The sequence below is a fragment of the Limnoraphis robusta CS-951 genome, from assembly GCF_000972705.2.
Genome location: NZ_LATL02000024.1, coordinates 1 through 24,850 on the forward strand (window position 1 = coordinate 1; position 24,850 = coordinate 24,850).

Annotated in this window: 21 protein-coding genes and 1 pseudogene; 10 read left to right on the forward strand and 12 right to left on the reverse strand. The window is 42.4% G+C overall.

What is annotated here, in order from left to right:
- Window positions 1-111 precede the first annotated feature (111 nt).
- A complete protein-coding gene (locus WN50_RS01965) occupies window positions 112-543 on the forward strand; it encodes a DUF29 family protein (protein ID WP_046281264.1) in 432 nt (143 codons plus the stop codon).
- 58 nt (window positions 544-601) lie between these two features.
- Here WN50_RS01965 and WN50_RS01970 read toward each other — a convergent pair whose 3' ends face one another.
- Together WN50_RS01970 and WN50_RS01975 are read right to left on the reverse strand one after the other, a co-directional pair.
- Window positions 602-1,651, reverse strand: a complete 1,050-nt coding sequence (locus WN50_RS01970; protein WP_046281263.1) for a fatty acid desaturase — start codon at window positions 1,649-1,651, stop codon at window positions 602-604.
- A gap of 259 nt (window positions 1,652-1,910) precedes the next feature.
- Window positions 1,911-2,198, reverse strand: coding sequence for a hypothetical protein (locus WN50_RS01975; RefSeq protein WP_046281262.1), 288 nt, complete (start codon window positions 2,196-2,198; stop codon window positions 1,911-1,913).
- Window positions 2,199-2,452: 254 nt separating this feature from the next.
- On the opposite strand from WN50_RS01975, the gene thrC reads away from it, so the two are divergent.
- A complete protein-coding gene (gene thrC / locus WN50_RS01980) occupies window positions 2,453-3,544 on the forward strand; it encodes a threonine synthase (RefSeq protein ID WP_046281261.1) in 1,092 nt (363 codons plus the stop codon).
- A 49-nt stretch (window positions 3,545-3,593) separates the two neighbouring features.
- Here thrC and WN50_RS35090 read toward each other — a convergent pair whose 3' ends face one another.
- From WN50_RS35090 to WN50_RS01990, 3 genes are all read right to left on the reverse strand, one after another.
- The gene (locus WN50_RS35090) at window positions 3,594-3,992 is read right to left on the reverse strand and encodes a zinc ribbon domain-containing protein (RefSeq protein WP_200906188.1); all 399 of its coding nucleotides are present in this window, start codon (window positions 3,990-3,992) and stop codon (window positions 3,594-3,596) included.
- A gap of 102 nt (window positions 3,993-4,094) precedes the next feature.
- Window positions 4,095-4,292: a transposase gene (locus WN50_RS35095; protein ID WP_200906189.1), complete on the reverse strand. Its 198-nt coding sequence runs from the start codon at window positions 4,290-4,292 to the stop codon at window positions 4,095-4,097.
- Window positions 4,293-4,559: 267 nt separating this feature from the next.
- Entirely contained in the window at window positions 4,560-5,171 is a 612-nt protein-coding gene (locus WN50_RS01990; protein WP_046277702.1) for a hypothetical protein, read from the reverse strand.
- Window positions 5,172-5,384: 213 nt separating this feature from the next.
- Between WN50_RS01990 and WN50_RS01995 the strand changes: the two genes are divergently transcribed.
- On the forward strand, window positions 5,385-6,494 hold the full coding sequence (locus tag WN50_RS01995) for a YihY/virulence factor BrkB family protein (RefSeq protein ID WP_235440799.1): 1,110 nt from the start codon (window positions 5,385-5,387) through the stop codon (window positions 6,492-6,494).
- Between the two features lie 401 nt (window positions 6,495-6,895).
- Here WN50_RS01995 and WN50_RS02000 read toward each other — a convergent pair whose 3' ends face one another.
- Entirely contained in the window at window positions 6,896-9,055 is a 2,160-nt protein-coding gene (locus WN50_RS02000; protein WP_046277703.1) for a polyribonucleotide nucleotidyltransferase, read from the reverse strand.
- Between the two features lie 691 nt (window positions 9,056-9,746).
- On the opposite strand from WN50_RS02000, the gene WN50_RS02005 reads away from it, so the two are divergent.
- Window positions 9,747-12,926: a DEAD/DEAH box helicase gene (locus WN50_RS02005; RefSeq protein ID WP_046277704.1), complete on the forward strand. Its 3,180-nt coding sequence runs from the start codon at window positions 9,747-9,749 to the stop codon at window positions 12,924-12,926.
- Window positions 12,927-13,121: 195 nt separating this feature from the next.
- Window positions 13,122-13,973: an SWIM zinc finger family protein gene (locus WN50_RS02010; protein ID WP_046277705.1), complete on the forward strand. Its 852-nt coding sequence runs from the start codon at window positions 13,122-13,124 to the stop codon at window positions 13,971-13,973.
- Here WN50_RS02010 and WN50_RS02015 read toward each other — a convergent pair.
- Together WN50_RS02015 and WN50_RS02020 are read right to left on the reverse strand one after the other, a co-directional pair.
- A complete protein-coding gene (locus tag WN50_RS02015) occupies window positions 13,948-14,625 on the reverse strand; it encodes an HAD-IA family hydrolase (protein WP_046277706.1) in 678 nt (225 codons plus the stop codon). The two genes, WN50_RS02010 and WN50_RS02015, sit on opposite strands and share 26 nt — an antisense overlap.
- Window positions 14,626-14,805: 180 nt before the next feature.
- Entirely contained in the window at window positions 14,806-15,573 is a 768-nt protein-coding gene (locus tag WN50_RS02020) for a proteasome-type protease (protein ID WP_046277707.1), read from the reverse strand.
- Window positions 15,574-16,091: 518 nt separating this feature from the next.
- Here WN50_RS02020 and WN50_RS02025 point away from each other — a divergent pair.
- The 4 genes from WN50_RS02025 (at window position 16,092) to mutT (ending at window position 18,512) form a co-directional block, all read left to right on the forward strand.
- Window positions 16,092-17,051 carry an RNA polymerase sigma factor, RpoD/SigA family gene (locus WN50_RS02025; protein ID WP_046277708.1) on the forward strand — a complete coding sequence of 320 codons (960 nt, stop codon included), beginning with the start codon at window positions 16,092-16,094 and terminating at the stop codon, window positions 17,049-17,051.
- Window positions 17,052-17,336: 285 nt separating this feature from the next.
- Window positions 17,337-17,675: a DUF760 domain-containing protein gene (locus tag WN50_RS02030; RefSeq protein ID WP_046277709.1), complete on the forward strand. Its 339-nt coding sequence runs from the start codon at window positions 17,337-17,339 to the stop codon at window positions 17,673-17,675.
- A gap of 46 nt (window positions 17,676-17,721) precedes the next feature.
- Entirely contained in the window at window positions 17,722-18,147 is a 426-nt protein-coding gene (locus WN50_RS35100; RefSeq protein ID WP_200906191.1) for a hypothetical protein, read from the forward strand.
- On the forward strand, window positions 18,069-18,512 hold the full coding sequence (mutT, locus tag WN50_RS35105; RefSeq protein ID WP_053221416.1) for an 8-oxo-dGTP diphosphatase MutT: 444 nt from the start codon (window positions 18,069-18,071) through the stop codon (window positions 18,510-18,512). Before WN50_RS35100 ends, mutT begins: the two co-directional genes overlap by 79 nt.
- Window positions 18,513-18,540: 28 nt before the next feature.
- On the opposite strand, the gene WN50_RS02040 is transcribed toward mutT, so the two are convergent.
- Window positions 18,541-19,722 carry a histidine kinase gene (locus WN50_RS02040; RefSeq protein WP_200906192.1) on the reverse strand — a complete coding sequence of 394 codons (1,182 nt, stop codon included), beginning with the start codon at window positions 19,720-19,722 and terminating at the stop codon, window positions 18,541-18,543.
- A 512-nt stretch (window positions 19,723-20,234) separates the two neighbouring features.
- On the opposite strand from WN50_RS02040, the gene WN50_RS02045 reads away from it, so the two are divergent.
- Complete coding sequence (locus WN50_RS02045) at window positions 20,235-21,872, forward strand: DUF2079 domain-containing protein (RefSeq protein WP_046277711.1); 1,638 nt, start codon at window positions 20,235-20,237, stop codon at window positions 21,870-21,872.
- 524 nt (window positions 21,873-22,396) lie between these two features.
- Here the strand turns inward: WN50_RS02045 and WN50_RS02050 are convergent.
- From WN50_RS02050 to WN50_RS02060, 3 genes and pseudogenes are all read right to left on the reverse strand, one after another.
- Entirely contained in the window at window positions 22,397-22,729 is a 333-nt protein-coding gene (locus WN50_RS02050; protein WP_046277712.1) for a XisI protein, read from the reverse strand.
- Window positions 22,720-23,136: pseudogene (locus tag WN50_RS02055) on the reverse strand (XisH family protein). Before WN50_RS02055 ends, WN50_RS02050 begins: the two are co-directional and overlap by 10 nt.
- 109 nt (window positions 23,137-23,245) lie before the next feature.
- Window positions 23,246-24,388 carry a histidinol-phosphate transaminase gene (locus tag WN50_RS02060; RefSeq protein ID WP_046277713.1) on the reverse strand — a complete coding sequence of 381 codons (1,143 nt, stop codon included), beginning with the start codon at window positions 24,386-24,388 and terminating at the stop codon, window positions 23,246-23,248.
- Window positions 24,389-24,850 lie beyond the last annotated feature (462 nt).

A 24,850-nucleotide genomic window follows, 5' to 3' on the forward strand; every position in this document is an offset into this window, starting at 1 on the left:
GGATTAAGGGGGGATTAAGGGGGGATTGGAGAGGGATTTAGGGAGAGGTTCTTCTCAATGGAATCTAACTGAAATGCTAAAATAAAATTATCCTCTCTTGATTCTTGGGTTATGGAAGAAATTCTAGAGTTAAAAGAATTGCTACTCAAAGGTGATATAAAAGGCTCATTAACCCTGATTGACGAGTTAGAAGAAATGGGTCGAAAAGATATTATTAATAATATTCGCAGTTATGCAGTTATTTTACTCCTACATTTAATTAAACAACAAGCAGAAAATCGCACAACTCGTTCATGGGATGTTTCCATTCGCAATTCAGTTCGAGAAATTCAACGGGAAAATAAACGTCGCAAAGCGGGAGGTTATTATCTCAATCAAGAAGAACTGCTAGAAACTCTAGAAGAAGCCTATCTGAACGCAATTGATCAAGCCTCTCTAGAAGTTGAAGAAGGACGCTATGAACCGACAGAATTAGAACAAAGAGTTAATCGAGAAGAACTTTTAAATCAAGCGATGAAGTTTATTTTAAGCGAGGATATCTAACTCTGACAAAAAAAAAGACGTTCCGGGAGAACGCCTCTAAAATTGACTTTCAATCAGCTTAGTTTTTGCTGTAATATTGCTTGAAGGATTTATAACAGTTATCTTCGTCGTACAAGTGACATTGATCTGTAATTTCCTTCATCAGTTCCCAAGAGAAATTCTGTTCAGGATAGAGATATTCTCCCCAATTTTCCTTGATACTGCTGTAGGCTTTTCGCAGGTTATAAGAAGGAATTGCAGTAGAGATGTGGTGAGGAACATGAACGTTAATATCGTGACACAGAAACTCTACCCAACCCGGATAATTGCAGTGAACACTTCCAGATAATTGAGCCATTGCTTCGTGCCATTTTTCGGCAGGGCTAAACGGAATATCGGGGAAAGTGTGGTGAACTAAAGTAAAGGTACTCATCCAGAAATGGTAGACTAACCAAGGCATCAACCAAAACTTGACAAATCCCCAAATCCCTGTGGTTGCGATTAAAGTCGGAAAGACAATTGCAGCAAATCCAATCACAACTAAAGCTGAAAACTTCACTTGTTCTCGTTGTTTGCCTTCAAATTCTGGCCAGTAAAAATGGACATTAGCCCAGTGTAAGATAGAAGCAATCCACCATACCCGTCCTCGGCCTAATTGGTACACGAATTGAGTCGTTTTGTCAAAGTTTTCATAGACTTCAACAGTCCAAGGATGCCAAGCATTATCTTCACCCATTTTATTGGTATGTTTGTGGTGGTGATTGTGGCCAATTCTCCAACCATGAAACGGGTAAATTAGGGGTAAGAAGACCAGATGACCCACTAAGTCATTGACCCAGCGACTATTGGCAAAAGAACGATGACCACAGTCATGGCCAATCACAAAAAAACCGGTTAATGCAGTTCCGGTAAAAATCCAAGCTATAGGAAGTAAAAACCAGGGAGAAAAGGCGATCGCAATGTAGCCTAAAATCACAAGACTAACATTGATAATAACCATACTCCAGGCCTTGCGTTTGTTTTTGATGAAAACTTCACGAGGTAGAGTTTTTATAATATCTCTCAAGCGCAAATCGGACGTGTTTTGAGTCGATTTTAGACTCTCTGGACTTTCAATAGATAGGGTCATGGATGATTTTTCTCAGTAAAATCCTTACACTAAACAGTAGAGTTAGTGTGTTCTTAAACAGTTTTAAATTTCCAGGAAGATCAAGCCTGGAAGAAACCTTAATTTCAAAAGGGAAATTAAAGGGTTGAGATTGAAGCTCAAAGATAATAAAGGAAGTCGCAGCCTTTAACCGGATGTCAAGCCATCGAGTATAACCGATGAAGCTCTGCCCTCTTCCAGTTTACAAGAGCAATGACATTTGCTCAATGCAATTATACCTTTACCGCTTGTTTTGGCGGGAAATGCTGTCTAGTTCTTCTGTTCGGGGAGTGATCAAACGTTGCTGCTTGATGGTTTGCAGTTGCAACAGCAGCGTGTCCACCTCGGCTTGCAGGTGAAGCAATTTCACTTGCTGATCAACATTGTATGGACACTTAATCAAACCTAGTTTTAGAGTGCTAGAAGCAGATGAGTCCGTTGCACGGCTAGCTTGTTTAACCGTTGCATCCAAGTTCTCAGGCCGGGATAAAGTAGATGAATGTGTTGACATCAGCAGTTGACTAGGCATCTGAATATATTTACTTACGAGTTTTAACTATACCGTAACCTAAACGCAAACTTGAATTGAGAGCCAGATCAAATCCCTTTGTTTTTCTAATCAGTTGTGATAAACACGGTAAACTGGGATTAAGAATCGCACTAAACCCTCTGCTCTGTCAACTGATCGAGCCATCAAATTGTGAAAAATTCAACGGTTCGCTACATAACATATAATATTAAATTTGTCAAGTTTTTTAATTAGAAATCAAACTTCAAACCGAGATGACGCTAACTTTATCGACCAATCAAGTTCAACTCAAGGGCTGGCCGGGTTTAATTGAAGCATACCGCCCCTACCTTCCTGTCACCGAAGCGACACCCGTTGTCACCTTGCAAGAAGGCAACACGCCTCTACTTCCCGTTCCTTCCATTGCTCAAATCATCGGTAAACAAGTCCAAGTTTACGTCAAATACGACGGACTCAACCCGACAGGCAGCTTCAAAGACCGAGGCATGACGATGGCCATTTCCAAAGCCAAAGAAGAAGGGTGTAAAGCGGTGATCTGTGCCAGTACCGGAAACACCTCAGCTTCCGCCGCCGCCTATGCACGCCGAGCTGGGTTAAAAGCCTTTGTGATCATTCCCGATGGCTATGTCGCCGTCGGCAAACTCGCTCAAGCCTTGTTATACGGAGCCGAAGTCTTAGCCATTCAAGGCAACTTTGACCAAGCCTTAAACATCGTGCGAGAGGTCGCCGACCATTATCCCGTAACCTTAGTCAATTCCGTCAACCCTTACCGCCTAGAAGGTCAAAAAACCGCCGCCTTTGAAATAGTCGATGCTTTAGGCAATGCTCCCGACTGGCTATGTATCCCCGTCGGAAACGCCGGAAATATCTCCGCCTACTGGATGGGATTTTGTCAATATCACGCCGATAACCATTGCGATCGCCTCCCCCAAATGATGGGATTTCAGGCCGCCGGAGCCGCCCCCATTGTCCAGGGTCATCCCATCGCCCAACCGGAAACCCTAGCTACCGCTATCCGCATCGGCAACCCTGCCAGTTGGAATTTAGCGATCGCCGCCCAACAAGCCAGTCAAGGCAGTTTTGCTGCCGTCACCGATGAAGAAATCTTAACCGCCTATCGGTTACTAGCCTCAGAAGAAGGCATATTCTGTGAACCCGCTAGCGCTGCTTCTGTGGCGGGTTTACTCAAAGTCAAAGACCAAGTACCGACGGGAGCAACCATCGTTTGTGTCCTGACTGGAAATGGCTTAAAAGATCCCAGCACCGCGATCGAACACTGCAACAACCCCTTCAAACAAGGCATAGCACCCGATATTGAAACCGTCGCCAAAGTCATGGGATTCTAAAATTGACACTCCCCCGTTAAATCAAAGATTATAACGGGGGATTCTTGCTTCACTGACTTTTAACTAGATCAAACAAAGTTAATTGTTTAACCCCCGCCAGATCGTCTCCACAAGCCTTTTGAATCACGGACTGCCCGACCGCAATTTTTCCTCTGTATTTAATTACCTTTGCGCTGGCGGTATCGCGGTTTTCAATGTGACCGCAAAACTGACAATCATGCAAGCGTTTATCCCAACTTTTCTTACCTGTAATTTCATGGCAATTTGGACAGTCTTGAGACGTTCCATTTTGATCAACTTTTAGATAAACCTTATTCCTTTTCCAGCAGATATAAGGCAGAATCTCGTTGATAAATTGCCCAATACCTGATTCAAGAGACCGTTTACGAACAATCCCTTGACTCCAAGAATTAAAGTTAATATCTTCCACAAAAATATTGTCCGCCAAATCACAAAGATAATGAGCTAACTTGAAATGCCAATCACGGCGAGTATTAGCTACAGATTCATGTAACCGAGCTATCTTTTTTTGGAGTTTTAACCAATTATTTTAGCCTTTGACCTTATGTTTTAAGCGTCTTTGTAGCAATTTAAGCTGACTCTGTACTTCTAACAAAAATCTCGGGGCTTTGATTAATTCTCCTAAGCTAGTAGCAACAAAACTTTCTATTCCTGCATCGATCCCTAAACTATTTCTACCTACGACGGGTTCGGGACATTGTTCTGGGCATTGAAAGGAAATGATCAAGTAATCACTGATTATATCATGTCCGACTAATCAATAATGATTCTGTAGGGGCGGGTTCAGTCAATATCTTTAGCACTACTCCGAGATTGAGATAAACCCGCCCCACCCCATAACAGAATTAATCAACCGGACATAATATTAACCGTATTTTTTGGCTATGCTTTCTACTGTAGATTTATCGCGTAAATATCTCAAGCAATTACAGCAAGGGTCACAGGTCGGTTTACAGGCTTACCGTTCATATGGTCTTTGTGACAAACCAACTGTCTAGTCCTCAGACTCATCCATTGGCGGAAGCTGAGGGAGAGGCAGTTGAGTTCCTTGGGGAAGTTGAGTCAATTTAGAGGAGTGATCCTCAAAGGCTTCGGGGGGCAACAGTTCAATTTTCGGCTTCGTTTCCCCCGGACTGGATGAAGATTGACCTTTGGCTTTCGTTAACAAGTCAACCGTATCCCCCAAAGCCGTTGTTAAACTATTGCGGGTTTGCAGATGATTGGCTTTCTCCTGTTCGAGAGACTCACTTAACTGGCGAATTTGATCCCGAGCGCGATCACGTTCGAGCATCACTTGCACCAATTTCGCCTTCATCTCATCCTCAGATTGTAGTCGCTCAATTTCCCGATTAATCGTCACCTTCGATAAAATCTCACTCTGAGGCACCGAGAACTTTTGTTCTAACTGTTCAAGCTGCGATCGCAAAGCCCCTATTATTTCTTGATTGCGCTTGACTTCTTCCCGTCGTTGTTGAGCTTCGGTACTATAAAGCTGACGCCACTGGTTGGCACTCTCGAGCGCCGCATCCCGCTCACGCTGCACCTCGGTTAACTGCTGTTTTAGGCGTTTGATCTCATCTAACCATTGTCGGACATCCTGAGCCATATCAAATTTGATGGAGACTGTTCAATACTTAGATTTTAGAATGAGGATAGTTTAAGACTTCGGCAAGTGTTTTACCTAATCGCGATTCATCAGCTCGTCGAGCGGTTGGCGGAGCTATTGGCCAATCTCATAGTCGCAGTGTTTTCCTGGGTTTGGGCGCTGTTCAAGACCTTACTTGAGCAACTGGCGAGCCTGTTTGGGATCTCACTTGAGTTGAACAGAGGCAAATGGCAAACCTTTAATCACGCTAAACTCAAGATTTCACTCGAACAAGCGGCAGAGAAAACGGCAGATGCTTTAATTGTTGTCTACCGCCATCTCAAAGCGATTTTGAGAAAAATCCCCAAGGGAATTTTCCACTTTTTTCGCTTTTTTCTTTATATCAACTGGACAACCCTCAAAGAAGTTGTGATCTGCACCGCAGAACAACGCCTAAATGGTCTTTCCGCAGAAATGGCCTATAACTCGACTTTAGCCCTATTTCCAGCTTTGCTGTCGATCATCGCAGCAATTAGTTTATCCGATTCCTTGCAGAATACCCTTCAGGAAATGGGCACCCTGCTGGCTGTCGTTGTCCCCCAGGAAGTGCAAGTTCAGATTTCTACGGTTTGGGAACGAATGCTGATTACCCGCAGTGAAGAGTTATTTTCCTTTAGTTTCCTCGTCTCTATCTGGCTATTTTCTGGGGTGATTGGTTCGGCGATGGTGGCTTTAAACCATATTCATCGAGTCCCCCGAGAGCGGCTCCGATCCTTTTGGGAAGACAAATTAATCGCGATCGCTTTGGCTATCGGCACTATTTTATTATTAATTGTTGCCTGTGGGTTAGTGTTTATTAGCGATGTGGTCGTCGAAATTCTTGCCCGTAAAAGTTGTATTCTCGAAACAGTCGGAACTTGTCCCCTAGATCAAATCAAAGACTGTCTCGAACAACCGCCAGTCCAACAATGTCTACTCCTTAAAACCTTACCGAGTACCTGGAAACAGTTAAGATGGCCGATCGCTTTGGGAATTGTAGCGACAAATTTTGCCTTGATTTATCGCTTTGGGCCAAGTCAACGACAGCCAGAAACACCCCTAGTTCCGGGTGCAATTTTAGCTGCTATTTTATGGGCGGTGATTTCTAATTTGTTTCGTCTCTATGTTACCCATTTTGGGAATTATAACATTACTTATGGTGCCATTGGAGCGTTTATCATCTTGCTTTTGTGGCTCTATATTGCGTCTTTGGTGATGCTAATTGGCGCTCAAGTTAATGTTACCGTCGGGGAAGCCATGCGACGTCGGAAATCTCAAGCCAGTCTTCCTTCATCTCTTCGGTGAAATAGATCAGGCTTTGTTAACCCAAGACTGTTGTCGATTTACAAATGATCAACTAGAAATGCCTTCAAAAGCTGCTATTAATGTTTTAATTTGAAATTGAAAAAATAATGCTACACAAGGCAGAAGGCAGCCATGCAAGAGGCAATAGGACTAATAACTGAAAAACTGGTGACTGTGAAGAAGAAGGGCGGGTTTATATCAGTTATCGCTTAGAGACATAAATTAATGCGGAACCCGCCCCTACAACACTGGTATCGGTGTGACTGTTCACTGTTCACTCGTTACTGTTTCCTGTCCCCTATTCCCTGAGTGTAGCGATCAAGGGCAGCGCAATCGCTGTAATATGACATCACAGCGATCGCCAGTTTTTGAAGTCGATCTACGCGATGATCAAATGACTCCTACTTGACAGATCCTCCGGCGGCAGCTTTGGCAGCAGCAGCTTCATCGGGGTGAATATTCAAGCGCGTCAGGTTAATCCGTCCTTTGCTGTCAATTTCACGAACTTTGACAATCACCTCATCCCCAATGGCGACTTCATCTTCGACTCGAGGAACCCGATAATCAGCCAACTGGGAAATGTGAATCATCCCTTCTTTACCCGGAAGCACTTCCACAAATGCCCCAATAGGGATAATCCGCGTAATTCGTCCGACATAGACATCGCCTTCATTGAGTTTGCGCGTCATCCCTTGGATAATCTGACAAGCCCGGGCGGCTTTATCGCTATCGGTTGAAGCAATGGTAACAGTCCCATCATCATCAATGTCAATTTTGACGCCCGTTTCCTCGGTAATTCCTTTAATGGTTTTTCCACCAGGCCCAATCACCAAACCAATCAGATCGGGATCAATCTTCATGGTTAACAAACGAGGCGCAAAGGGAGACAAATCAGAACGGGGTTTTTGAATCGCCTCTAGCATACTTTCTAAAATATGCAAACGGGCGGGTTTGGCTTGATGAATGGCTTGAGCAATGGTATCAATGGATAAGCCTGTAATCTTCATATCCATTTGCAGGGCGGTAATCCCGCTATCAGTTCCTGCAACTTTAAAGTCCATATCTCCTAAAAAGTCTTCAATTCCCTGAATATCAGTGAGAATGCGGACTTCTTCGCCTTCTTTAATTAAACCCATCGCCGCCCCACTCACAGGTTTAGAAATGGGTACACCTGCATCCATCAAGGATAGAGTCGAACCACACACCGAACCCATCGAGGTGGAACCATTGGAGGATAACACTTCTGAAACCACCCGAATCACGTAGGGAAACTGATCCTTGACGGGTAACACAGGTAACAAAGCCCGTTCAGCTAAGGCACCATGTCCGATTTCTCGTCTTCCCGGTGAACGCATTGGCTTCGTTTCACCCACAGAATAGGGCGGGAAGTTGTAATGGTGCATATAGCGTTTTTCGTCTTGCGGATGCAAGTCATCCAAGTCTTGAGCGTCTCCGGGGGTTCCCAAAGTGGCGATCGACAGAACTTGTGTTAACCCTCGGTTAAACAAGCCGCTTCCATGAACTCGCTTCGGTAAGAACCCAACTCGACAAGATACCGGACGCACTTGATCGAGGTTGCGACCATCAACCCGCATCCCGTCTTGAATGATTTGTTGTCGCATCAATTGACGGGTCATGTCTTTGAAAATGCGGCTAACGGCTTTTGGATCTTCAGCCGTGATCACTTTTAACGGATCATCTTCCGGCTTTGGCGCGATCGCTTCTTCGACTTGGGTGAGTTTGATTTCGTCAAGCGCTGCATCCCGTTCGCTTTTCGTAAAATGATACTGTTTGAGAACGTGTTTAATCGGTTCGCTAGCGCGTTCTCGAATCAACTCCAGTAAATCGCTATTTTCTTGAGGAGGTTCTCCCGGTGCGATCGTGATATTCAGTTCTTGGGCGACTTCTTGTTGGGCTTTAATCAGGTCACAGACCGCTTCATAGCCAAAATCAATCGCTTCGATAATATCCTGTTCGGGGAGTTGGTTTGCGCCTGCTTCCACCATCACCACCCCATGTGGAGAACCTGCAACGACGAGATCTAAATCTCCGTTTCTGACTTCTCTGTAAGTGGGATTAATGATAAAATCATCCCCTAACAGTCCGACTCGCACGGCTGCCATCGGCCCGAAAAAGGGGATTTGAGCCAACAAAACCGCTACCGATGCCCCCGTTACCGCTAACACATCTGGCGGCACTTGTTCGTCCATTGAGAGGGTTGTGGCGACGATTTGAATATCATCACGAACCCAATCGGGAATCAAAGGACGTAGCGGACGGTCAATCAGACGGCTGGTGAGCGTTACGCGATCGGGTGGACGTCCTTCTCGACGCAGGAAACCGCCTGGAATTCTGCCTCCTGCATAGAGTCGTTCTTCATAGTCTACTAACAACGGCAGAAAATCTATTCCGGGTCTTCCTTCAGCACGAGTTGCAGTGACTAAAACTGATGTATCTCCCGACTCGATTAACACCGCTCCACCTGCCTGAGGCGCCAGTAATCCAATCTTCAGTCTAATATCCCGTCCATCAAAGGATATTGACTTGTCCATTTCTTCCATGTATGCTATCTTCCTTCTCTTTCCACTATTCTTTTGCGTTCTCCAACAGGAAAAGTTTGGTGTTCTCGACGACCTTTGCTTTCCTGTCTTGTCTCGCTCTATACTCTGATGGCTGTAGGCTTCTCACCGAGGCACAGAGGATAGAACCAATGGGCAGGAGGTTGTGATTTCCCCACCCTCATTCTTGAAAAAACAGCCAATCGATGCCTAAGATCAGTATAATACCGAGTTAGAGGCGTGGCACCCGTTTCTGTGTTCGTCGGAGATTCGGTGAACTGATTTTTACTAATGGAGTTGCCCGAACGGGCTAGATTGGTGTCATTTGCTGAACTCTGCCATCAATTCTCCAAATCGGGGCAATTGTGAAATTCTTGGGTTTTAGATCATGCTCGACTCTTCCTTTTTTTGTTCGGTCGTTTGAGGTCAGCTCACTGCGAGATTCTGAGCTAGTTTGTTGAATATAGTTGCACATTATACTAGATCAGTGACCCGTTGGTTAATCTATCCCCACAGGATGCTTGAATACAGTATATCCAACACTTTGTTCAATCACAGGTTAGACGAAACAAGCCTGCGGATATTAGTCTGTTGCTCAAGTTTCATCAATAATCAAGGGATTAATTAACCGATCAAGCAATGATTTAAACCCACATTAGCTGATTGAAGTTGGAAGTCTAAGGATTATTTTTAAATGGCAATTTTACATGGAAGTTGGCTCCAGCAACCCGAAAGTTATCTATTTATTTGGGGAGAAAGCTGGCGTCGAATCGCCCCGAACGAATTCAATCAAGCTGAGGGGGTTTTGACTTTTCCTTTTGCTTTAACAGCAACTCAACTTAACAAGTGGCTAAAGGAGCATCAATTTTCAGTAAACCCTGAAGAAGTCGCTACAAAAGTTATCGCTATTCCCACTGAAATTTCTAAAAATTTAGCCTTAAATCCCCTACAGTCAACCGCTCAAACTCATTCTGAAAATTCCGATCATTCCCTCTATCTTTATCCTTGGAAAGTTGAAGGAATTTGTCTCAAGAGTACAGAAGCCTTTCAGTTTTTACAATCGATTCCATTAGGAAATATTACCGCCGAAAATTCATTAATCGGAACAGATTTGCAGTTTTGGTCTCATATTTGCCGTTGGAGTATAGATTTACTCGCCCGCAGCAAATTTTTACCCAGTCTCACATCTAACTCCTCAAAAAACCTGTTGGCTAAATGGCAACCTTTACTCGATAGTGCCATAGATCAAGCCAGACTCATTCGTTTTACCAAACAAATCCCATCCGCTTGTCGGATGTATCAAGTTCTCCCCCAAAAATCCGAAGAAGAAATCGAAAATATTTCCTTGAATTTACCTTCAAATCCTCAAGATTTAATCGATAATTTTTTAACCGAAACCCTTGATAATCAAGTCCGAAAAGGCTCAGAAGAAAGCGATAAAAAAGCAATAAAAAACCTACCCAGCATTCAGCCTTTTGTTCAGAGTTGGTTACAGGCTTTAGCCAGCGATTCCAATCAAATTAAATCCGACAAATCAGAAGCAGAAAATTTAGCAAAAATCCTCGAAAATTGGACAGCACCCCTCCAACAAACCCTCGCTGAACACAATCTATTCAGAACAGCTTTTCAGTTATCTCCTCCCAGTCAAAAAGCCAAAAATTGGAGATTAGACTATTGTTTACAAGCCATTGATGAACCTGAATTTTTAGTGAACGCTCAAACGATTTGGACGCATCCCGTTGAAGCCTTTGTTCATCAGGGACGCATGATTAAACGCCCTCAAGAAACCCTTCTCAGAGGTTTAGGTTTAGCTTCAAAACTTTATCCTCTGATTGAACCCAGTTTACAAGAAGCTAAACCTCATTCTTGTTTATTAACGCCTCTCCAAGCCTATGACTTTATTAAAAGTATCGCTTGGCGGTTTACTGATAGCGGTTTAGGCGTGATATTACCGCCTAGTTTAGCCAGTCAAAATGGATGGGCGAACCGTTTAGGACTCAGTATTCAAGCAGCAACATCTAATGCTAAACAAAAGGGTGGTTTAGGTTTAAATAGTCTATTGAATTTTAAATGGGAATTATCCATTGGGGGTCAAACCTTATCCCAAGCCGAATTTAACCGTTTAGTCGCTCAAGAAAGTCCCTTAGTTGAAATTAACGGCGAATGGGTTGAACTCCGTCCATCTGATATTAAAGCCGCTCAAACCTTCTTTTCGAGTCGCAAAGATAAACTTTCTCTCACCCTTGAAGATGCTTTACGCTTATCAACGGGTGACTCGCAAATGATAGAAAAGTTACCTGTTGTTAATTTTGAAGCCGGGGGTAAATTAGAAGAACTTTTAAATACATTAAATAATAATCGTTCGTTAGCTGAGATTAAAACCCCCAATGATTTTAAAGGCGAATTACGTCCTTACCAAGCCAGAGGTGTAAGTTGGTTAGCCTTTTTAGAAGAATGGGGTTTGGGGGCTTGTTTAGCCGATGATATGGGGTTAGGAAAAACAATACAATTAATTGCATTTTTATTATATCTGCAAGAAAATAGCAGTTTAGATGCTCCCGTTTTATTGGTTTGTCCGACATCAGTTTTAGGAAACTGGGAACGAGAAGTTAAACGGTTTAGTCCCACTTTAAAAGTCACGGTTCATCATGGCGATAAACGCAAAAAAGGAAAAACATTCACTCCCTTTGCACAAAAATATGATCTAATAATTACTAGCTATCCGTTAACGTTTAGAGATGAGAAAGAACTGAAAACAGTAAATTGGAAAGGCTTGGTTTTAGATGAGGCTCAAAATATTAAAAACCCGGAAGCTAGACAATCAAAAACCGTTAGAAATCTACAAGCAAACTTTAAAATCGCTTTAACAGGAACCCCAGTCGAAAATCGCCTGTCTGAATTGTGGTCAATTATGGATTTTCTCAACCCAGGATATCTAGGACAACGACAATTTTTTCAGCGAAGATTTGCAATTCCTATCGAAAAATATGGCGATACAGACTCCTTAAAAATCTTACGTTCATTGGTACAACCGTTTATTTTACGTCGCTTGAAAACCGACAAAGATATTATCCAAGATTTACCCGAAAAGCAGGAAAATACCGTCTTTTGTTCACTGTCAACTGAACAAGCAACTCTTTATCAAAAAATTGTTGATCAGTCCTTAGCTGACATCGACGCAGCCACCGGAATTCAACGCCGAGGAATGATTTTAGCGTTGTTAGTGAAGTTGAAACAACTTTGTAATCATCCAGTTTTAATCACCGAAAAAGAAACAAAAACGGGAAAGAAAAAAGCAGCAAATCAGAATTTAACAGCCAACTCTGGAAAGTTACAACGCTTAAAAGAAATGTTAGAAGAATTGATTTCTGAAGGCGATCATGCTATTATATTTACACAGTTTGCGGAATGGGGAAAACTGCTACAACCCTATTTAGAACAACAGTTAAATCGAGAAGTTTTATATTTATATGGGGGGACTCGCAAAGCCCAACGGGAAGAAATGATTGATCGTTTTCAACAAGATCCCCAAGGGCCACCGATTTTTATATTATCCTTAAAAGCGGGAGGAGTGGGTTTAAATTTAACTCGGGCGAATCATGTTTTTCACTTTGATCGCTGGTGGAACCCCGCCGTTGAAAATCAAGCGACAGATAGGGTTTTTAGAATTGGTCAAACGCGAAATGTTCAGGTTCATAAATTTGTTTGTAACGGAACCTTAGAAGAAAAAATCCATGATTTAATTGAAAGTAAAAAAGCCTTAGCTGAACAAGTCGTAGGAGCGGGAGAAGACTGGTTAACAGAACTTGATACCGATGGTTTAAGAAATTTATTGATTCTGGATCGAAATTCGGTGATTGATGAAGAAGAATAATCTAAGATCTGGAAAATGTTGGGTCTCGCTCACTTGACGCCAACCTACAAAACCCAACACCAGATTTGGAAAATGTTGGGTCTCGCTCACTCGACGCCAACCTACGAAACCCAACATCAGCAGATTTGGAAAATGTTGGGTCTCGCTCACTCGACGCCAAGCTACAAAACTTGAAAACCTACGGATTTAGAAATTATGACAAACTTCGATGTTGAAACGGATCAAGAATGGTGGTCACAGCAATGGTTAGATTTACTCGATAAATATCGCTTTAAAAAACGTCTAGAACGAGCCAGAAATTACGCCCGACAGGGAAATGTATTAAGCATTGATTTTCAAGACGAAAAAGTTCAAGCCAAAGTTCAGGGAACTCAACCCGAACCCTATGAAGTCTCACTCTGGCTCGATCAATTTAGTGATGAAGAATGGGATTTTGTGACTGAAACCCTATCTCAACGGGCGATCTTTTCTGCTAAATTGTTAGCGGGAGAAATGCCTCAAAATATCGAAGAAGTTTTTGCTACCAATGGTTTAAGGTTGTTTCCCTTTAGCCTCGATGATGTTCACGCTCACTGTAGCTGTCCAGACAAAGCGAATCCCTGTAAACATATCGGTGCAGTTTATTATATGTTAGGCGATCGCTTTAGTGAAGATCCGTTTGTATTATTTAAATTGCGGGGTCGTACCCAAGAGCAAATTATCGCGAATTTACGCCAATTACGCAGTCAAACTCAAGCGGAAACTGAGACTAAATCTCAACCGTTACTTGAGACTCAAACCGTTAATTCTTATCCTCCCAAAGTTGAAGAATTTTGGAACTATAATGAACAACTAGACCCTTCTTTAGTCGTCATTGCACCGCCCTCTACTTCTGATAATGTGTTAAACGTTTTGGGAACTATTCCCCTAGAATATGCTGGAAATCAAGGGGCTAGCCGTTCAATTTCAGCCAGTGAAACGGTAATGAAATATTTAGATACAATTTACAAAAATGTCAGCCAACGAGCGATTTTAATGGCACTCAGTCGTGATGAAGAGAGTCCGTAACAGAACAAGAGGAATAACGATTCAATCTGTTGAGGACTTCTAAAAGTTCATCAGGATTATCAACTAAAGCATCCGGGCGATGTTGGGACAAAATATCAGGAGAGTTGAAACCCCAACTAACGGCAATACTTCTAATTTTAGCTCTTTTTGCGGCATCTAGATCTCGGGTTTCATCACCAATATAAATCGCTTGTTCAGGTTGTAAATTTTCCTGTTTTAGAACTGTTCTTATATATCTCGATTTTCCAAATAGAGTCGAAGCAGAATCAATCCGATGAAATAAATGTAGAATTTGATAATTCTCAAGAACAAGAATCACATTTTCTTTGGCATTTGAGGTGATAATATACAGAGAATAACCTTGATGATTTAATTCTTCTAAAACTTCTTTCATCCGAGGAAAAAGATGAATATATTGAATATCTTTTTGAAGTTCTTTTCGGATGCGTCGCAGTAAAAAGGGTAGTTTAAAGATAGAAATTTTAGAGCGTTTGATAATTTCCCATGCACTGAGATCTTTAAGTTCAGCAAGTTCTTCAGGGCTAGCGGGTGGATATCCAAACTCGACTGAGAGACGATTGGTAATTTTAGCAATCGTATCTAGCGTATCTGCTAGTGTTCCATCAAAGTCAAAAATGAGAGCCTTTTTCATAGGGGAGTCAGAAAACTATTTTTGGCTAGCCATTCTTTAAGCATAATATACAAAAATGTTTTCAACAAACAGCGTCTCCCAAAATTAGGTAGGGGCAGGTTCATATAGATCGAGATCTTCCCAAACCCAATATTACGGAACCTGCCTCTACAGCCCCAAAAATTCAGAAGATTTGATCCCTTAATCAATCAGAATATTTTCCGGTGAGTCATCTTCTCGATATTGCCAGTTAATCTGAGGAATGCAATCAAAAGCCTGTTTAAGAGATTCTTCCCAAAGCTGACGAATTTTCGCCAGATAAGGATCACCTAAGCGCAGACGCAGACGATGTTTAATCATCAAACTGTCTTTCTCGTATAGAATTAGATTAATGGGCGGCCCAACGGAAATATTAGACTTCATGGTTGAATCTATAGAAAGTAAAGCACATTTAGCCGCACTTTCAAGACTGGTATCATAACTTAAAGTCCGATCTAAAATGGGCTTGCCATATTTAGTTTCCCCAATTTGTAAAAATGGAGTATCTGGGGTGGCGTGAATAAAGTTCCCCTGACTGTAGATGAGATACAATTCCGGAGTTTGTGCGTGAATTTGACCGCCTAATAATAGAGTACATTGCGCTTCAATTCCATCTTTTTTTAGCCAAGCTTCGTCATATTGCTGAATTTGTCGCAGTTTTCCCCCAATATAACGAGCGACTTCGTACATACAGGTAATATTGTGCAGATTGGTTTCCTCTTGTACTTTTAAGTCCTTTTCGAGTTCACTGACAACCCCTTGAGTCACAGATAAGTTTCCGGCGGTACACAGCAGGATGACTCGTTCTCCGGGGTTGGAAAAATCAAACAGCTTCTGATAAGTCGAAATATAATCGACTCCTGCATTTGTGCGTGAGTCAGCCGCCATCACCAAGCCAGAGTGAGTGATAATGCCAAGGCAGTAGGTCATAGCACGTTTCAATTGAAGTTAAAGGGACAATTCATTATTGACTTCAGATAGAAGACAAAACAGGGGATGGGGATCTCAAATATAGAGAGGCACGGGTTCTCAACTCCTGCCCCCAGTCCCGTGATCTCTTTGTCTTCCCGTTTTCATTGTCAGGCTTGGATGGACAAACTTCAGAAAAATTTAAGCAATTTTGTCTAACTTGATGCAAATGTAAAGTTCGATAACAGGTAATGTCTACAGATTAAGTTTGAGCCGGGGGCCGATTCAACCTTAAGGGGGATAGGCAGATGTTCTAAGAAATGTTAAAATTCTTAACATCTAAATTGTTGAGTAATGTTAACGCCCGTCACCCGAGCTAGAGAGACGGGGTATGCGCTGAGAAAGGTTAAAGTTGGCCGAGTCACGCTCTGCACGCTAGCCCCCCGAAAGACGCAGCACCCACTTTTGAACTCCCTAACTCCGAAAATAGGCTTGACATGAAATCATTACAGACCGAGGTATCCAGCGGGAGATCAGCCATGAAGATTGCTAAACCCACAGATACAGATTCAGTACGCGCTTACCTGCGAGAAATTGGTCGTGTTCCCCTACTAAGCCATGAGCAAGAGATTCTCTATGGCAAACAGGTGCAACAGTCCGCAATTCTGCAAGAAGGGAGAGAGAAACTGGCGAAACGCTTGGGTCGGGAACCTAGTTATGCAGAATGGGCAGAAAATGCAGGTCTATCGGTAACTGAGTTAAAACAGGCGATCGAAGATGGCCAAAATGCCAAGCGCAAGATGGTAGAAGCGAATCTGAGATTAGTCGTATCTGTAGCCAAAAAATATATCAAGCGCAATGTCGATCTTTTAGATTTAATCCAAGAAGGCACAATTGGGATGCAGCGTGGAGTCGAAAAATTTGACCCGACAAAAGGCTATCGCTTCTCGACCTATGCTTATTGGTGGATTCGTCAGGCGATCACCCGTGCGATCGCCGAAAAAGGCCGGACGATTCGTTTGCCTATCCATATAACAGAGAAACTTAACAAAATTAAGAAAGCTCAACGTTATCTAGCCCAACAGCTCGGACGGGCTGCAACTATGGGTGAACTCGCCGACGAGTTAGAGCTAACTCCCAAACAAATTCGCGAGTATCTCGAACGAGCCAGACTGCCCCTGTCTCTGGATTTGCGCGTCGGAGACAACCAAGATACCGAGTTAGGAGATTTGTTAGAGGATACCACTAGCTCTCCTGAAGACTATGCCTTACAATCTTCCTTGCGGACTGATTTGGAAGTGTTGATGGCAGACTTAACCGAACAGCAACGTCAGGTCTTAGCACTACGATTCGGTTTAGAGAATGGACAAACCATGACTCTGGCCAAAATCGGCGATCGTCTGAATATTAGTCGCGAACGAGTGCGGCAAATTGAACGGGAAGCTCTCACCAAACTGCGTAAACGCAAACAGGACATGGGAGATTATCTCGCCAGTTAAATTCCAGCAATCATTATTCAATCCATATTTTAGAGTTCGGAGTTTTAGGTTCAAAGTTAGAACAGAGGTAAGAGCGATCGAAGTCAAAAGGCTTCGATCGCCCTTACACTTAACTAACAAATGGTGAACTTGGAACTCCGAATTCAATTGGGTTCGGTTGTACCAACTTGTTCACGAAGTTATCCTGCTAAATTAGAGTATGAAGAGAAAGAGACCATAGCTAACGATTCCTAAATTCACAAACAGCTTCATCGATTAGAATTTTTGTAGAGCGGAGGTAGACAGGTGAACAGTGAAGCCCATCAAAACTCAGAATTTTTTGAAGAAGGAGGCGAAGGAAATAACTTGCTCTGGCAATACGTGCAAGCGATGAGTCCCGATATGATTTCTCAACTGTCTAAACCGGGTTCCTCAGAAGTGTTTCAAGTTATGGAACGAAACATAGTCGGCTTGTTAGGAAATTTGCCCTCCGAACATTTTGGCATGAGCATTACCACCAGTCGCGAACATTTAGGACGGCTACTCGCTTCAGCAATGATTAGCGGTTATTTCCTGCGAAATGCAGAACAACGCATGGCTTTTGAACAGTCGGTACAAGCGACAGACAAACATCGAGACAGTTAATTCTCTTGCTGTACTGAAGTTTTTTTCAGTTGGGACTTGCTCGAACATGAGTTTATCGCAAACGGAAATTGATCGCTTACGCCGATCGCTTCTGGCTTGGTATCAGCATCAGGGTCGAGACTTACCCTGGCGAAATATTCGTGACCCCTATGCCATCTGGGTCGCAGAAATCATGCTCCAACAAACCCAAGTCAAAACCGTTATACCCTATTATCAACGCTGGCTGAGTCAATTTCCCACTGTTGAGGCGTTAGCGATCGCTGATCTTCAGCAAGTTCTTAAAGTATGGATCTCGGTGCAACGGTTTGTCTACCGAAAGCCCCAAACTGTTCGCAATGTCCCTGGAATACCGATTGTCAGGCTCATTTATTCAATCTACAACAGCAAATTCCCATGCGTGAAGCCGCTTCTCCTTTACCCCATAAAATTATCGGCGTTGCCGTCATTTGGAACGAACAGGGACAAATTTTAATTGACAAACGACCCGCAAAAGGACTACTCGGAGGACTTTGGGAATTTCCGGGCGGTAAACTCGAAGCAAACGAAACCCTGGAAGACTGTATTCGGCGAGAAATTCAAGAAGAATTAGCCATTGAAATCGAAGTCGGATCACATTTAATCACGATAGAACACGCCTACACTCATTTTCGCGTTACCCTCAATGTTTATCACTGTCGCCATGTTAGTGGAGAACCTCAACCCCTCGAATGCGATGAAATTCGCTGGGTGACGCTAGATGAAATCGAGCAATTTCCCTTTCCCAAGGCGAATGAAAAGATAATTACAGCCTTGAAAGAAGCGAGAACATCTGAGATTGACAAAAAGGGTAACAACTGACAAACCTCTCCACTAACGAACTACTGAACTAATAGTGATAAACAGGTAGGGTGAAATGGAAACAACTGCCTTTATTCGGGGAGGAGTCTACCCAAATTTGACCATAGTGGGCGCGGATAATTCGTTTACACAGGGATAAACCAATACCATAGCCATCTTGAGACTCATCTCGTTCCAGTCTAAAGCGATCTTGAAAAATCCGATCGCGATTTTCTTCAGGAATACCCGGCCCACTATCGCAAATACTGACTTGTATTTTTTGAGTGGTACGATGCAAAATTGACACTTGCAAGCTTCCACCTTTGGGCGTGTACTTGAGTGCATTATCAAGCAGATTGACAATCACCTGTCGAATGCGTTCCTGATCGGCATATACACAGGGAATATCACTCGGAATATCGGTTTGGAGTTGCAGAGATTTACTTTGCAACTGACCTTTGAACTCAGCCAAAATCTCCTTGCAGAACTGAGCCAAATCCAGTTGATTCGGTTGCAGCAACAATTTCGCACTCGGGCCGGTTGCCGTTTGCAAAAGATCTGTGATCATCCGATCAATGATCCGGAGCTGGTTACGCGCTTGTTGAACGAGGCGTTCTTTAAAAGCCTGAGTGATCTGAGGTGAGTCTTTCTCTTGAGCCTTTTGAGTCGATGCTAACAGGGTTTCTAAAGCCAGAGAAGCCGCAGTTAGTGGACTACGCAGATCGTGAGCCAGGATTTCTATAATACGGTCTTTAAAGTTCAGTTGTTGAGTCAGTTGCTCTTTTTCCTGCTTGAGACGGAAGACTTCATCACTCAACTTGATCAATTCTGAGACATAGGCAACAGAAGTGATGGAGTTGGCATTACTACCAACTTGAGAGACTTGAGGATGAGATTTTTGCTCTGTACAGCAACATTCCTCCAGAGCCAGTTGCCAACGGGGCCACCAATGTTCCAATTGAGCAACCAGATCACTACCCGCTAAGATATGGCGGGGTTCTGGAAAAATCCTGACAATCGCTGGCGTTGCCACCAGTTTAAAATATTCGGCTAGATAGGGCTGTTGTCCCACATCGATCACTTGCAGCTCATAAGCCTCCTCACAATCTAATTTCTCTAGAAATTGGCGGATCTGCCGGATCTGTTCCTTAGAGCTAGGACGCTGGTCGGCAAATAGCAGAAGTTGTAGACACGCTTCTGGGTTAGTCGATTTTTCTGGAAATACCTGCATGAAGTCTGTTTGAAGCAGGGAGTATCTACCGTTTAGGCTGTCTCTCGGATAACAAGAGTTAAGCATTGGCAAAAGTAATTAACTAATAGTTTAATTTAAGATCTCCTTTAGATTCGATCTTTTTAGGAGCTACAGTCGTGGAACGCACACTTAAGGATTAGTTATCTGCCATTCTTGGCTGATCATTCAGTAAGGCAGGCTACCAGTTTAGACACTCACCTGTCACTGGTTATCAGGGTACTGGGTACTGGGTACTGTAAGAGATCATTTGTCCCTAGAGTCTAACTTAAGGGCGCAAATTGTGGGATATTAGGGGTTTGAGACTTCAAGGGGAACGGCGTATGTTCGCAAGTTGGCCAAAAAATCCAGCACTCCAAGTTGTTGTCAAAGCAGGCAACAGGCAACAGGCAACAGGCAACAGGCAACAGTGTAGGAGAAATTCATCAATTGCCCGTACTTAAGAGCGCAAATTGTGGGATATTAGGGGTTTGAGACTTCAAGGGAAACGGCGTATGTTCGCAAGTTGGCCGAAAAATCCAGCACTCCAAGTTGTTGTGAAAGCAGCGATCGCCTTTTTTGTGATTTGTCTATTGTTAACGCTGCATCGCTATTTCAGCTTCTACGCTTCTTATGATCACGGCATTTTTAACCAAGTCTTCTGGAATAACCTGCATGGTCGGTTTTTTCAGAGTTCCCTGTCTTCCGCACTGTCTACGAACGTTGTTCATCAGGGCCAATTTCCTGATGTATCTTACCATCGTTTAGGTCAGCATTTTACTCCCGCTTTGCTGCTCTGGCTACCGATCTACGCTTTATTTCCCTATCCAGTCACGTTAATTTTCATCCAAGTCACCCTTGTTACTGCCGCAGGGGTTATTTTATACATTCTAGCCAGACAACATTTAGAACCGCCCTTATCGGCTTGGATCACCGTCAGTTTCTACGCCGCTAACGCTGTCATTGGCCCAACACTCTCCAATTTCCACGATGTCTGTCAAATTCCCTTATTTGTATTTAGTTTGCTGTTGGCGATGGAAAAACGCTGGTGGTGGTTGTTTTGGCTACTCGCTGTTTTTCTGTTAGGGGTACGAGAAGATTCCGGCGTGGTGTTGTTTGGCATCGGTGTGTACCTGATTTTAAGCCAACGTTACCCCAAACAAGGCATTGCAGTTTGTATCCTTAGCTTCGGTTATATGATCTTGCTGACGAATTTGATTATGCCGTTGTTTTCTGAGGATATTTCCCAACGGTTTATGATGGAACGGTTTGGTCAATACGCCGATGGAGAAGAAGCTTCTACTTTAGAGATTATTTGGGGAATTATTAGTAACCCCTTCCGATTAATTGGCGAAATCTTTACGCCATTTTTTGGTACAGTTAAATATTTACTGGGTCAATGGTTGCCTTTAGCCTTTGTTCCGGCTGTTGCTCCCGCTTCTTGGATGATTGCCGGATTTCCCCTCTTAAAACTGTTTATTGCTAAAGGAGAATCCGTTTTAGCGATTACCATTCGTTATGCGATGACCGTTGTTCCCGGATTATTTTATGGTGCTATATTATGGTGGGCAGAGCGACAAAAACAAAACCCTGAACAACAACTTCCCTCCCGCAAGTTTAAACGATTTTGGATAGTTTGTATTGGTTTATCTCTATTTTTTACCTTAACTTCCAACCCCAACCGCACCCTTTATTTCTTAATTCCTGACTCAGTTGAACCCTTAGTTTATGTTCCCCTGACGAAACAATGGAATCATGTTCAACAATTTCGCCCTTTACTCGCCCAAATTCCCCCCGATGCGAGTGTTGCTGCTACAACTTATCTAATTCCTCAGCTTTCCAGTCGTCGGGAAGTCTTACGGTTTCCTCAATTTGAATTATACAACGATGCGGGAGAATTAGTTAAAATGGAGTATCTAATTCTTGATTTATGGCAAATGCAGCAATATCAAGCCGCCTTTAAACATGAACGAGATAGATTAAAAGAAATCGTTCCTATTTTGAATCAGTTTATTGCTAATAATGAGTATGGTATGATTGGGTTTGAAAATGGTGTTGTCTTAATGCAAAAAGCAGCAACATCCAATCCTCAAGCGATAGAAGATTGGAATTTGTTTCAAAAAGAGTTAGAACCGATTTTAGCTGAAAGTTAAATCAAGAGAATAAAAACCACAAAGACACAAAGACACAAAGAGGGAATCTTCGTTTTTGGGTTGTGAGTTTACCTTAAGATATGTAGGGTGAATAAGATTTTGACGTGAATCATATAGACACTTTATCTTCGGTCTGATGCACCCTACTAGAACTTAGAAAACACGATGAACAAGTTACACTTAATATAGAAATCCTGTTGATAGGAAAGGACGGTAAGTTCGATAAGTGATAGAATTTGAATGGAACCCAGACAAAGCGGCACTTAACTTTGAGAAGCATCACATTATTATTGGGGTATCTCAATTGGGGCGACTTCTAGTTATTGCTCACACGGATCGAGGTTAAAAAGTACGAATTATCAGCGCCCGACAAGTTACCAGACAAGAAACGAGGTTTTATGAAGAAGGAATTTGAAAACGAAATGGAAGATGAATTACGTCCAGAGTACGACTTTGCAAAAATGCAGGGGGGAGTCAGAGGTAAATATATTAAACAGTGATGTTGACAAATCATTTGCACTCGTTTATCCTACTGCCAATTTCGTAAACTGACGCATATAGGGGGATCTATATCCGAGAATAATATCGGACTTAGGTACTCCAGCTTCAATTAACTCATTGGCTATCCCCCTCTCAGTTCCATCTCGTTGAATCCAAATTTTTCCCTCCTTAATCTCAATGTGAATAACACATCCAAATACTCGCTTTTCGCCACGCCATCCTATATGAAACATTAGATAGCGATCGCGTTTGAGATCGAAAGCGATTTGAGTTTCCACTTCAGGATCATCCGCATCACAGTCAGAATATTTCTCAATAACTGACTGAATAAGTTTTCTATATGTCTCTATTTCCATGATACTATCTCCTCTGTAACAGGATTAAATACGAGTAAGTTTAACTGCATTCGGTTTACTGACATTTGAGCTAAACGTCGAGTGAAAAACTCTTCATAAATATCTTCTGGAACTGCTAGATAAAGTATTCTATTGGGTTGTTGATCCTATAAAACCACTTTATAGTTCCATGCTTGACCAATAGCAGAATGAAAATCATTAATCAATGAAAGACCTAAAAAACTTTTAATTTCTACTGCTATTTTTTGTCCATATCTGTCTGCTCCTAATAACTGATTTTCAGCACCTAAATCCACATATAGCTTATCTTCGTCTATTTTAAGATGCAGAGGATCATCAGTAATTGTCCACCCTTCTTTTTCCAACCCTGAACGTACAACGGCATGAAATAAATCTTTTGCGGACATAGGTGACTTTAGGATGGTTATTTTAATCGTAACACATTCTACGAGGTTGTATTCTTCTTAATTTGTTCAATGGTAAATTGACTGTAAGGCATTTTGCATCATTTTCCCTTTAAATCGACAGTGAATTAATCCGTTCTATTGTACGTTGATTTTCTTCTGGGGTGCCAACGGTAATGCGTAACCCTCCCCCTGTATGACGAATTAATGTTCCTTGAGACTTGAATTTTTGTTGGATTTGCTGTAAAATAGTATCAGAATCTCCTAACTCTAAAGATTGAGGACGAACATATACAAAATTAGCGTTACTTTGCCAAACTTTTAACTGAGGATGTTGAGTAATGGCATCAATTAACAAACGACGTTGAGCGATTATTTCAGGAATAACGGTTAATAACTCATCTTGATTATTTAACGCAAACTCAGCCGCAATTTGAGAGAAACTGGGGAGATTATAGGGAAGTCTAACTTTCTCTAAGATAGCAATTAAATCGGAATTGGCGATCGCATAACCCACTCGCAAACCCGCTAACCGAAACGCTTTAGAAAAGGTTCGTAAAATCACCCAATTGGGATGTTGAGGAAGTTCACCCACTAACGTTGTTTGGCTAAACTCAAAATAAGCTTCATCAATAACCACTAAAATTTCTGGGGGTAAGCTTCTTAACCAATTAATTTCTTTTTCTGTTAACGCATTCGCTGTTGGGGAATTGGGATGAACCACAAACACGACTCGTATTGGCGGGTTTTGGGTTTGTGAAATAGCATTTTGGGCTGCTTCTAAATCCATTTCAAAGTTATCTTCGTTTCGCCCAATTTTGACGACGGGAATTCCCAATGTTTCGGCTAAAATTCCATACATCGAAAACGTGGGAGTTGCCACTAAAATTGAACCTTCCCCGCCTAAACAGGTTGCAATTAATAACGAACGAATTAACTCATCCGAACCATTTCCCACACAAAGATTATCGCTATTAACCGGAATTTTAGCATCGGGAATTCCTCGGTTAACATATTGAGCGATCGCGCTTTTTAGGGTAGAATGAGAACCATCCGGGTAACGATTCGTTTCTATTTCATGCTGATACGCCCAAGCCAGTTTTTGTTTTAACTCACAGGGGAGATCATAGGGGCATTCATTGGTATCTAAACGATCTATAATCATCTCAGATGCAACTGGACTCCCAGACTCTCCACCGGGATGAGGTGCATAGGCTTGAAATTGAGCGAGATCGTTACGGATGAAAGGAAGCATAGACTAAAAACAGTGATCAGTTGTGTAGGGCGGGTTGATTCAGCTTGTTTGTCAGCCGACCTAAATTTGTTAGAACCCGTCTCTACAGTATAGTTGATGTAGGTTATATCATGTCCGATTAATTTGTAGGGGCTGGTTCTAAACTGTCTCTGATACTCATTACTTAATTCTAAAAACCCGCCCTGTCTTTACAATCAAATTCATCAACCGGATCGGCTATAATTAGTCAACTGACCTAAATTTCTGGTGAGTCGGGCGGGTTTATTTAGGTTATTTGTCAACCCACCTAAATTTTGTTAGACCCCGCCCCTACAGTATAGTTGATGTAGGTTATATCATGTCCGATTAATTTGTAGGGGCTGGTTCTAAACTGTCTCTGATACTCATTACTTAATTCTAAAAACCCGCCCTGTCTTTACAATCAAATTCATCAACCGGATCGGCTATAATTAGTCAACTGAC